This is a genomic window from Sphingopyxis sp. SCN 67-31 (assembly GCF_001725095.1).
Genome location: NZ_MEFH01000055.1, coordinates 137,843 through 148,401 on the forward strand (window position 1 = coordinate 137,843; position 10,559 = coordinate 148,401).

The following is a 10,559-nucleotide window of genomic DNA, read 5'->3' on the forward strand; positions in this document are numbered from 1 at the left end:
AAGAGGTATGACCGATGAAGTGCAAGGCTGCGATCGCGCGTGAGGATGTTGCCGAATTCGGCTGGAGCGAGGTCGAACTGGACGAACCGCGCGCCGACGAGATTCTCGTCCGCATTGCGGGCGTCGGCCTGTGCCACACCGACCTCATCGCCCGCGACCAGTTCATCCCGGTCGGATCGCCAGCGGTGCTGGGGCACGAGGGCGCGGGCGAAGTGGTCAAGGTCGGGTCCGCCGTGACGAAAGTGGGGCCCGGCGACCGCGTTGCCCTCAGCTTCCGTTCGTGCGGGGCGTGCCGCAGTTGCGCCGATCACATGCCGAGTTATTGCCAGCATTTCGGCGGTCTCAACATGAGCGGCGCGCGTCCCGACGGCAGCAAGGCGGTGCGGCTCGACGGTCAGCCGATCTCGTCCAACTTCTTCGGCCAATCCTCCTTTGCCGAATATGCGCTCGCCTATGAAAGCAATGTCGTGCGTATCGACGACGACGAGGTTCCGCTTGAACTGCTGGGGCCGCTCGGCTGCGGTATCCAGACCGGGGCGGGGGGCGTGATGCGTTCGCTTGCCTGCCCCGCGGGCTCGTCGCTGCTCGTCGTCGGCGGGGGATCGGTGGGGCTGGCGGCGGTGATGGGTGGCGCGGTGCAGCGGTGCGGCACGATCATCGTGGTCGAGCCGCATGCCGCGCGCCGCGATCTCGCGCTCGAACTCGGCGCGACGCATGCGATCGATCCGATCGGCAACGACGTGGCGGCTGCGGTGCGGGATATCCTTCCCGATGGGGTCGATTATGCCTTCGATACCACCGGCCGGCCGGACTCGTTCGCCGCCGTGCTGGCATCGCTCGCCGTGCGCGGTCATTTCGGCATGGTCTCGGCGCAGGCGGCGGACACGACGATCACACTGGACGTCAACAGCTTTATCCTGGCGGGCCATCATGTCCAGGGTATCATCGAAGGCGACAGCGATCCCGACGTCTTCATTCCCGAACTGATCGCGCACTACAAGGCCGGGCGCTTTCCATACGACCGGCTGGTGACGACCTATCCGCTGGCGGACATCAACCGCGCGATCGAAGACCAGCATGCGGGGCGCTGCATCAAGGCGGTCCTCATTCCCGATCACGGCAAGGGGGAAGCCAATGACTGAACCGGGCGCTTTCGCCATGACCATCGGCGGCCGTCCGGTTGCCGGCACCGCATGGTTCGATGTCCTCAATCCCGCGACCGAGGAGGTCGTCGGCCGCGCACCCGATTGCAGCCGCGCTCAACTCGACGAAGCGGTCGAGGCGGCGCGGGGGGCGTTTCCGGCTTGGCGGGCGACGCCGCTTGCCGAACGGCAGCGGCTGGTGGCGAGGATCGGCGAGGTGATCCGCGAGCTGGCGGGCGACCTGAAATACCTCCTCACGGCCGAACAGGGCAAGCCGCACGCGGCCGCAGAGGCCGATCTGCTCGACGGCGCGCGTTGGTGCGAAGCGGTGTCGACGCTGTCGCCGCCGTTGATCGTCAACGAGGATGACGCGGAACGACGGTCCGAAACGCATTTCGTGCCGATCGGCGTAGTCGGCGGAATCGCGCCGTGGAACTTCCCGATCGCGCTGGCGATGTGGAAGGTCGCACCGGCACTGGTCGCCGGGAACACGATGGTGCTGAAACCGTCGCCCTTCACGCCGCTGACGACGCTTCGCATCGGTGAGGCGTTGCAGGCGGTACTGCCGCCGGGCGTGCTCAACATCGTGACGGGGCAGGACGAACTGGGCCCGTGGATGACCGCGCATCCGGGTATCGACAAGATCAGCTTTACGGGCTCGACCCAGACAGGCCGCAAGGTGATGGCGTCGGCGGCCGCCACGCTGAAACGTGTGACGCTTGAGCTTGGCGGCAACGATGCCGCGATCGTCCTGCCCGATGTCGATGTCCGCGACACCGCCGAGAAGCTGTTCTGGGCGGCTTTCTTCAACGCCGGGCAAATCTGCATCGCGACCAAGCGCGTCTATATCCATGCGGATATCTATGACGAACTGCTCGACGCCTTGACCGCCTATGCCGCGACGGTGAAGGTCGGGAACGGCGCGCATCAGGGCGTCGACCTCGGGCCGATCCAGAACCGGCTGCAATATCGGCGGGTCGTCGATCTGATAGAAGACGCCCGGCAGCAAGGCTATGCGCTGCGCACGGCGGGCGAAGTGCCGGACGGGCCCGGCTACTTCGTTCCGATCACCTTCGTCGACAATCCGCCGGATGACGCCCGGATCGTCGCGGAAGAGCAGTTCGGTCCCGTTCTGCCGCTGATGAAATTCGACTCGGTCGACGAAGCCGTCGCGCGTGCCAATGCGTCGGACTATGGTCTGGCGGGATCGGTCTGGTCGAAGGACGAGCAAGCCGCGCTCGCCATTGCAGGGCGGCTAGAGACCGGGACGGTCTGGATCAACGAGGTGCTCCATGTGACGCCTTTCGCTTCCTTCGGCGGACATAAGCAGTCGGGCATGGGGGTCGAAAATGGCATCGACGGCATGCTTGAATATACCAATCCGCAGACGATCGTCCTGCGCAAGGCCGGCGGGCGCGGAGCGTGAGCGACGATATCCGTTATGAGGTGAAGGGCAGGGTGGCGATCGTCCGCCTGAACCGGCCCGACAAGCTGAATGCCTTCACCTATGACATGCTGGCGGCCTTTCGGGATCGGATCGACGAGGCGGTACGGGACAGTGCGATTACCGCGATCGTCGTCACCGGAACGGGGCGTGCTTTCTGCGCCGGAATCGACGTGAGCCTCCTCGAACAGAGCGTGACCGAGGGGCGTGAGAGCGAGGGCCGCGATCATATCCGCGATGGCGACCTTCCGGCGCTGTTCAGTTTCCTGCTGCGCGTTCCCAAGCCGGTAATCGCAGCGGTCAACGGAGTGGCAGCCGGTGGCGGTTTCGTGCTCGCCATGATGTGCGACATGCGCGTCGTCGCCGACGATGCCTATCTGGCGACGATCTTTTCGCGGCGCGGCCTGATCGCCGAACATGCGATGAGCTGGATATTGCCTCGCCAGATCGGCACCAGCCGCGCGCTCGACCTGCTGTGGAGCTCGCGCAAGGTGGGCGCTCGCGAAGCGCTGGCGATCGGGCTCGCCGATCGTATCTCCAACCCCGAAGCGCTGCTCGACGATGTTGCGGCTTATGTGGAGGAACTCGCCGCCAGCGTATCTCCGCGCGCGATGGCGGTCATCAAGCGGCAGGTCTATGCCCATTGGTCGGCCGCCCTGCGCGAGGCCTCGATCGAGTGCGAATGGCAGATGAACGAAGCACTCGCCCATTCCGACGCCGAAGAGGGCGCGCGCAGTTTCGTCGAACGCCGCGAGCCGCGTTTCGGGTCGCTGGAGGTGCGGTTGCCATGAGCGATTATCGCACGATCCTCTTCGATCGCCGGGATGCGGTCGCGCAGATACAATTCAATCGGCCCCATGCCCGCAACAGCCTGACCGACGAAACCTCCGCCGAATTCGCCGACGCGGTTGAGCGGACATCTCGGGACGCTTCGATCCGGGTTTTGCTGATCCGCGGCAACGGCAAGGATTTCTGTCCGGGTGCCGATGTGAAGGCTTATCATGGCGATCCCGATGTTCAGGCGGGGCATGATGATGCCAGGCCCGAAGATTTCCGATCGAGCATTCTGCTCCATGAAATGCCCGCCGTCACGGTCGCCGCGATCCGGGGCGGATGCGCCGGGGCGGGGTTCGGATATGCGTGTGCGTGCGATATTCGCGTCGCCGACCGCAGCGCTCGTTTCAACACGGCGTTCCTCGATGTCGGGGTTGCGGGCGACATGGGCGTTCCCTGGTCGCTTCCCCGACTGATCGGCGCGGCGCGCGCGCGCGATCTGTCCTTTCTGCCGCGCAAGTTCGACGCCGCAGAGGCCCATGCGATCGGACTGCTGGCCAGGCTCTTCCCCGACGAAGTTTTCGAGGCCGAAGTCGAAGCTCTCCTTGCACGGCTCTGCGGAATGGCGCCGCTGGCGCTCCGGGGATTGAAGGCCAATTATCTCGCCGCCGAGAGAATGGATTTCGCGGATTATGTCGCGCTGGAGACGGAGCGCCATCTGGAACTGTTCGACAGCGAAGACAGGGCGGAGGCTTTCGCCGCCTTTGCCGAGAAGCGCCCCGGCAGGTTTCAGGGACGATGACGCCGGTCGCCGACAATGGCCGCGCGGACTATCGGCTGCGACAGGTCGCCTTCGCGTCGACCGATCTCGAGCCGGTGGCGGACGATTTCGAAGCCGTGTTTGGACTGAAAATCGCCTTCCGGGACCCCGAGATCATCCACTATGGCCTCAAGAATATCGTGATGCCGGCGGGCTCCGATTTCATCGAGGTGGTCCAGCCCGTTCAGTCGAACACCTCGGCCGGCCGCTATCTGGCGAAACGCGGTGAAGATGGCGGCTATATGGTCATCGTGCAGGCGGCCGACGCGCTGGCGCATCGCGCGCGTCTTCAAGCGGCGGGGGTCGAGATCGTCGATGTCATGGATGTCGAGGACCACCAATGTTCGCATATCCATCCGCGCGAGTTCGGGGGCATATTGGCGTCGATCGATTCCACGCCGATCGCTCCGGACTGGCGCGATGCCGATAGCCACTGGTATCCGGCGGGCGGCGCGAACTGGCCTGCGGCGCGCACCGCGGACGTTCAGGGTATCGCCGCCGTCGCGATCCAGTCGGCCGATCCCGTCGACACGGCGGGCCGCTGGTCGCATGTCCTCGCGGCGCCGCTCCGTGACGAGCCGCCGCGGATCGAGTTGCTGCGCGGTGCCGAGATTCGTTTCGTGACCCCGACCGACCGGCATGGACGGGGTATCGCCTATACCGCGCTTGCGATGCGCGAGCCGGGCCTCGCGATCGAGCGTGCCCGAAGCCGCGGGCTGCCGGTCGAGGACGGTGCCGTCCTGATTTGCGGCGCGCGTTTCCTGCCTGTGCCGATGATCGGGGAGTTGGGCTGACATGCATCCGTTCGTTCATGCCCGCGCGACGCCCGACAAGCCCGCCTATATCATGGCCGGTTCGGGCGAGGCGGTGAGCTATGCCGAACTGGAAGCGGCAGCCAACCGTGCAGCGCATCTTTTCCGCCGCCACGGCCTTCGCCGCGGCGACAATGTCGCGCTGCTGATGGAAAACAGCGTGCATTATTATCCCATCTTCTGGGCGGCGCAGCGTGCGGGTCTCTATCTTACCGGGATTTCGACCAGGCTGACGGCGGGCGAGGCCGAATATATCGTTCGCAATGCCGGGGCAAAGCTTCTGGTCACGTCCGCGGCGCTGAAGGCGGTCGCGCTTCCGCTGGCCGATCGGCTGGCGGACATCGCGCTCTATATGGCCGGCGGGATCGAGTCGCCCTTTCGGTCGTGGGAAGATGCCGTCGCGGCGATGCCTTCGGAGCCGGTGGCCGACGAATCGCCGGGCGCGCTGATGCTCTATTCGTCGGGAACGACGGGACAGCCGAAGGGCGTCAAGCATCCCTTGCCGACCGGCCCGATCGACGAGCCCAATTACCTCGTCGAATTGATGCTCACGCTCTACGGCGGTTCGCGCGACATGGTCTATCTGTCGCCGGCCCCGCTCTATCATGCCGCGCCGCTGTCCTGGTCGACGATCGTCCATCGTCTGGGCGGCACGGTGATCCTGATGGAGCGTTTCGACGAGGAGCGGGCGCTCGAATTGATCGACCGCTATCGCGTGACGCATTCGCAATGGGTGCCGACCCATTTCTCGCGGATGCTGAAGCTGCCGGAAGCTGTTCGGGCGCGATACGATATGTCGTCGATGGTCACGGCCATTCACGCCGCGGCGCCCTGCCCGGTTCCGGTCAAGGAAGCGATGATCGCGTGGTGGGGGCCGATCATCCACGAATATTATGGCGGCACCGAATCCTGTGGAACGACCCATTTGTCGACCGAGGAATGGCTTGTGAAGAAAGGCTCGGTCGGCCGCGCGCGGCTCTGTGAGGTCCATATCTGCAACGATGAAGGCGAACCACTGCCAGCAGGCAAAGAAGGACTTGTCTATTTCGCGGGCGGCAACGATTTCGAATATCATCTCGATCCGGAAAAAACGGCGGCAAGCCGCAACAGGCTGGGCTGGAAGACGCTCGGCGACATCGGGCGGCTCGACGAAGACGGCTATCTTTTCCTGACCGACCGCAAAAGCTTCACCATCATTTCGGGGGGCGTGAACATCTATCCGCAGGAGATCGAGAATCTGCTCGTCACGCACCCGAAGGTGGCGGATGCGGCGGTGATCGGCGCACCCGACGAAGATATGGGGGAGCGCGTGGTCGCGGTGGTGCAGCCGCTCGATCCCGCCGACGGCGGCGAAGCGCTCGCTGAGGAACTGAAGCTGTTTTGCCGCGCGAGCCTCAGTGGGCTCAAGGTGCCGCGGCAAATCGATTTTCGGGACGAACTGCCGCGCCAGCCTACCGGAAAACTCTACAAGCGCCTGCTTCGCGACGAATATCGGCAACGCGCCGACCAGGCGGCGACGGCAGGGACGTAGCAGATGATGTCGGACTCTTTTCTCAGCCATGCCGGAGCCGATCGGGACGCGAGCCGTCTGGTGGATCTTGCGCGTCTGGAACAATGGCTCGACGATGCCGGCGTCGGATCGGGGCCGCTGGAAAATGTCGTGCCTCTGGCGGGGGGAACCCAGAATATCCTGCTGGCGTTCGACCGCGAGGGCGAGCGTTATGTTCTTCGCCGACCGCCGTTGTTTCCCCAATATGACGGAAATGCCACGATCCGGCGCGAGGCGCGCTTTCTGACCGCGTTGCGCGGCAGCGATGTTCCGCACCCGCCGATCGTCGCCGATTGCCCCGATCACGACGTGCTGGGCGCATCCTTTTTCGTGATGAAGCGGATCGACGGCTTCAACGCGCATGACCGTCTGCCGCCCCTTCATGCCGAAAGCGCGCGCATCCAGCGCGCGATGGGCTTCGCGCTCATCGACGGCATCGTGGCGCTCGGCCGTATCGATCCCTTTGCGGTGGGCCTCGGCGATATCGGTCGGATCGACGGCTATCTCGATCGCCAGGTGCCGCGCTGGCTGAAGCAACTCGACGACTATCGGCAGTATGAAGGATGGCCGGGTGCGAGCGGTCTGCCGGGCGTCCAGACGGTCGCCGACTGGCTCACGGCCCACAAGCCGGAGGGTTTCACGCCTGGCATCGTGCATGGCGACTATCATCTCTCCAACGTCATGTTTCGCCCCGATGGCCCCGAACTGGCGGCCATCGTCGATTGGGAACTCGCGAGCATTGGAGATCCGCTGGTCGATCTCGGCTGGGTGGTGGCGACCTGGCCCGGTGCCGAAGGCCCGGTTCCGGGCACGGTCGGCGCGCATCCGTGGATCGGTTTTCCAACGGCCCAGGAACTGGTCGAGCATTATGGACGCAACAGTCCACGCGATCTGTCGCACATCCGCTGGTACGCGGTGCTTGGATGTTTCCGGCTCGGAATATTGGTCGAGGGAACGCATGCGCGGTCGTTTGCGGGCAAAGCCGATCCTGCCATTGGCGATCGCCTTCATGCGCAGGCGGCTTTCCTTTTCGATCGCGCATCGAAACTGATCGCGGGTAACCCTCCGCTTTCCACTATCGATTGAGCAAAGGCCGCCGAAGGGCAAAACTCACGATATATTTACTTACTCATATATGTAACATGGAGGTAGATTTGGGCTGGGACTTTGAAACCGATCCTGATTTTCAGGCGGAACTCGACTGGATGGCGGCGTTCTTGCGCGAAAAGGTGGAGCCGCTCGACCATGTACTCGACAATCCCTATGATGTGACCAACCCGCGAAACATCAGGTTGGTCCGTCCGCTGCAACAGCAGGTGAGGGATCGCGGACTGTGGGCCTGCCACCTGGGGCCCGAACTCGGCGGCAAGGGTTTCGGGCAGGTCAAGCTCGCGCTGATGAACGAGATATTGGGCCGGTCGAAATTCGGATCGGTAGTCTTCGGATGCCAGGCTCCGGACACCGGCAACGCGGAAATCCTCGCGCATTACGGCACACCCGAGCAGAAGGACCGCTTCCTGAAACCGCTCCTCGAGAATGAGATCGTCTCCTGCTTCTCGATCACCGAGCCGCAGGGGGGCGCCGATCCGACGCTGTTCACGACGAAAGCGGTCGAAACGGACGGTGAATGGGTAATCGACGGCGAAAAATGGTTCGCCTCGAACGCAAGCTGCGCCGCCTTCTTCATCGTCATGGCGGTCACCGATCCCGACGCACCGCGCCACGAGCGGATGTCGATGTTCATCATTCCTGCGGGAACGCCCGGCCTGGAGATCGTCCGTGACGTCGGCCATGTCGGCGAGAAGGTTCCGATGCATGCCTATCTGCGCTTCAATGGCGTCAGGGTTCCGGCCGGGAACATGCTCGGGAAGCGCGGACAGGCGTTTGCGGTCGCGCAGACGCGGCTGGGCGGAGGCCGGATCCATCATGCGATGCGGACGCTCGGCGAGGCGCGCAAGGCGTTCGAAATGATGTGCGAACGTGTCGTGTCGCGGCGGACGCGCGACGGTCTGCTCGCCGAAAAACAGACCGTGCAGGAGAAGATCGCCGATAGCTGGACCGAACTCGAGCAGTTCCGCCTGCTCGTCCTGCGCACCGCGTGGCTGATCGACAAATATCAGGACTATCGGATGGTGCGGAAGGATATCGCCGCCGTGAAAGCGGCAATGCCGCGCGTGCTGCACGATGTTGCGAGCCGGGCGCTGCATTTGCACGGCTCGCTTGGCGTGAGCCATGAAATGCCCTTCATGGACCAGATCGCCATGTCCTATGTCCTCGGGCTCGCCGACGGACCGACGGAAGTGCACAAGGTCACGGTCGCGCGGCAGATTCTGCGCGACGTCGTGCCGTCGACGGACCTGTTTCCCGCCTATCACATCCCGCGGCTGGAAGCGGAGGCGCGTGCGCTGGTGGGGGAGGTCTGATGGCGCAGGTCGCGACGATCGTCACGCTCGATATCCTGCCCGACAAGGACGCGGAGTTCCGATCGATTATCGAAGCGATGATTGCGGACGTCCGGGCGAACGAGCCCGACACCTTGCTCTATTGCCTGACGCGCGACGCCGAGGGCGGCCGCTACCGCATGCTCGAAATCTATGCGTCCGCGGATGCCGCCGTGGCGCATGGCAAGCGCGAGACGATCCGCGCGCGAGCGCGGCTCATTGGCCCATGCCTTGCCACGCCCGTCACGATCGAGAAACTGGAAGGCATATTATGATCGCAAATTATCACTATGCCGCGGCGGGGAAAGGCTGATGCGCGCGGTTGTCCTCCGAAACGGCGAACTCATCGTCGCCGAGCAACCCGAACCGGCTCCGGGTGAAGGTCAGGTGCTCGTGCGGACCCGCACCTGCGGGATCTGCGGCACCGATCTGCACGCACGCCATCATCTGGCCAATTTCCTGGATGGGATGACGCGCTCGGGCTCTCACCTGCCGACCGATCCCAGGGCGGATGTCGTGTTCGGGCATGAGTTTTGCGGGGAGATACTGGATCATGGTCCGAACACGGACCAGCGGCTCGCGCCGGGGACGCTGGTGGTCGGCCTGCCCTATATAACCGGACCTGCCGGCGCGGAATATGTCGGCTATTCCAACCGCTTCCCCGGCGGGTTTGCAGAGCGGATGGTATTGACGGAACGTCTGCTGTTTCCCGTCGGCAACGGATTGTCGGCCGATCACGCCGCGCTGACCGAACCCTTCGCGATCGGCGAGCATGCCGTGGCGCGTGCGCGCGTCCCCGAAGATGCCCGTATCATGGTCGTCGGCTGCGGTCCCATCGGTCTTGCCGTGATCGCGGCGCTCAAGGCTCGCGGGCTGGGCCCGGTGATCGCCATCGACTTTTCACCGGCGCGGCGCCGCTTCGCGGAGGCGATGGGGGCGGACATCGTTGTCGATGCTGCTGACGAGACGCAGGCGTCCGTCTGGGCGCGGATCGGCAACAGGAAGCAGCGCGCGGTTGCGTTCGAATGTGTCGGCAGGCCGGGCGTCGTACAGCATATCATCGAAGAGTTGCCGCGTAACGGATTTGTCGTCGTCGTCGGCAACGTCCTGGAACCGAGCTCGATCGATCAGGTGATCGCCTTCAACAAGGAAATCGATATCTGCTTTGCGCAGAATTACACCTCGGGCGAATTCCGCTCCACGCTCGACAATATCGCCGAGGGTCGGATCGACGTGACACCCGTCCTGACCGGAATCGTGCCGCCCGAAGGGGTCGCAGCTGGTTTCGATGCGCTCGCGGATCCCGAGAAACATGCCAAGATCATCGTGAGCTTTGACGTGCCGGCGCCTGACATTTCGGGTCACATATCCGCTTGAGCGAGCGTTATCGATGCATTTTGAGGTATTGATTGTGGGCGGCGGTCACGGCGGTGCGCAGGTTGCGGTGATGCTGCGGACGCAGAAGTTTGCGGGGAGCATTGCGATTGTCGGCGACGAGCCGGAGCTTCCCTATGAGCGCCCGCCCTTGTCGAAGGAATATTTCGCGGGCGAGAAGGAATTCGAGCGCATCCAGCTGC

Annotated in this window: 11 protein-coding genes; all 11 read left to right on the forward strand. The window is 64.1% G+C overall.

Features of this window, described 5'->3' with window-relative positions; genetic code table 11:
- Positions 1 to 14 precede the first annotated feature (14 nt).
- Entirely contained in the window at positions 15 to 1,142 is a 1,128-nt protein-coding gene (locus ABS88_RS09370; RefSeq protein WP_286749645.1) for an NAD(P)-dependent alcohol dehydrogenase, read from the forward strand.
- Positions 1,135 to 2,568 (forward strand): aldehyde dehydrogenase family protein, encoded by a 1,434-nt coding sequence (locus ABS88_RS09375; protein WP_076074243.1) that lies wholly within the window; start codon positions 1,135 to 1,137, stop codon positions 2,566 to 2,568. Before ABS88_RS09370 ends, ABS88_RS09375 begins: the two co-directional genes overlap by 8 nt.
- Positions 2,565 to 3,377 (forward strand): enoyl-CoA hydratase-related protein, encoded by an 813-nt coding sequence (locus ABS88_RS09380; RefSeq protein ID WP_076074246.1) that lies wholly within the window; start codon positions 2,565 to 2,567, stop codon positions 3,375 to 3,377. Before ABS88_RS09375 ends, ABS88_RS09380 begins: the two co-directional genes overlap by 4 nt.
- Complete coding sequence (locus ABS88_RS09385; protein ID WP_067108291.1) at positions 3,374 to 4,162, forward strand: enoyl-CoA hydratase/isomerase family protein; 789 nt, start codon at positions 3,374 to 3,376, stop codon at positions 4,160 to 4,162. The genes ABS88_RS09380 and ABS88_RS09385 overlap by 4 nt, the downstream gene beginning before the upstream one ends.
- A complete protein-coding gene (locus ABS88_RS09390) occupies positions 4,159 to 4,974 on the forward strand; it encodes a VOC family protein (RefSeq protein ID WP_076074248.1) in 816 nt (271 codons plus the stop codon). Before ABS88_RS09385 ends, ABS88_RS09390 begins: the two co-directional genes overlap by 4 nt.
- A 1-nt stretch (position 4,975) precedes the next feature.
- Entirely contained in the window at positions 4,976 to 6,523 is a 1,548-nt protein-coding gene (locus tag ABS88_RS09395; RefSeq protein ID WP_104959346.1) for an acyl-CoA synthetase, read from the forward strand.
- A gap of 3 nt (positions 6,524 to 6,526) precedes the next feature.
- Positions 6,527 to 7,627 (forward strand): phosphotransferase family protein, encoded by a 1,101-nt coding sequence (locus ABS88_RS09400; protein WP_286749646.1) that lies wholly within the window; start codon positions 6,527 to 6,529, stop codon positions 7,625 to 7,627.
- Positions 7,628 to 7,695: 68 nt separating this feature from the next.
- Complete coding sequence (locus ABS88_RS09405; RefSeq protein ID WP_076074253.1) at positions 7,696 to 8,964, forward strand: acyl-CoA dehydrogenase family protein; 1,269 nt, start codon at positions 7,696 to 7,698, stop codon at positions 8,962 to 8,964.
- A complete protein-coding gene (locus ABS88_RS09410; protein ID WP_067108298.1) occupies positions 8,964 to 9,257 on the forward strand; it encodes a putative quinol monooxygenase in 294 nt (97 codons plus the stop codon). The genes ABS88_RS09405 and ABS88_RS09410 overlap by 1 nt, the downstream gene beginning before the upstream one ends.
- Positions 9,258 to 9,294: 37 nt before the next feature.
- Positions 9,295 to 10,359 (forward strand): zinc-binding dehydrogenase, encoded by a 1,065-nt coding sequence (locus ABS88_RS09415; protein ID WP_067108300.1) that lies wholly within the window; start codon positions 9,295 to 9,297, stop codon positions 10,357 to 10,359.
- A 13-nt stretch (positions 10,360 to 10,372) separates the two neighbouring features.
- Positions 10,373 to 10,559: FAD-dependent oxidoreductase (locus ABS88_RS09420; protein ID WP_286749649.1), on the forward strand; the 187-nt coding region annotated here is incomplete at its 3' end.

What these genes read in the sequence shown, in the direction of transcription:
- ABS88_RS09395 (WP_104959346.1), top strand. Translation starts at nt 4,976, where the DNA reads ATGCATCCGTTCGTTCATGCCCGCGCGACGCCCGACAAGCCCGCCTAT.
- ABS88_RS09415 (WP_067108300.1), top strand. Translation starts at nt 9,295, where the DNA reads ATGCGCGCGGTTGTCCTCCGAAACGGCGAACTCATCGTCGCCGAGCAA.
- ABS88_RS09375 (WP_076074243.1), top strand. Translation starts at nt 1,135, where the DNA reads ATGACTGAACCGGGCGCTTTCGCCATGACCATCGGCGGCCGTCCGGTT.
- ABS88_RS09385 (WP_067108291.1), top strand. Translation starts at nt 3,374, where the DNA reads ATGAGCGATTATCGCACGATCCTCTTCGATCGCCGGGATGCGGTCGCG.
- ABS88_RS09370 (WP_286749645.1), top strand. Translation starts at nt 15, where the DNA reads ATGAAGTGCAAGGCTGCGATCGCGCGTGAGGATGTTGCCGAATTCGGC.
- ABS88_RS09400 (WP_286749646.1), top strand. Translation starts at nt 6,527, where the DNA reads ATGATGTCGGACTCTTTTCTCAGCCATGCCGGAGCCGATCGGGACGCG.
- ABS88_RS09410 (WP_067108298.1), top strand. Translation starts at nt 8,964, where the DNA reads ATGGCGCAGGTCGCGACGATCGTCACGCTCGATATCCTGCCCGACAAG.
- ABS88_RS09390 (WP_076074248.1), top strand. Translation starts at nt 4,159, where the DNA reads ATGACGCCGGTCGCCGACAATGGCCGCGCGGACTATCGGCTGCGACAG.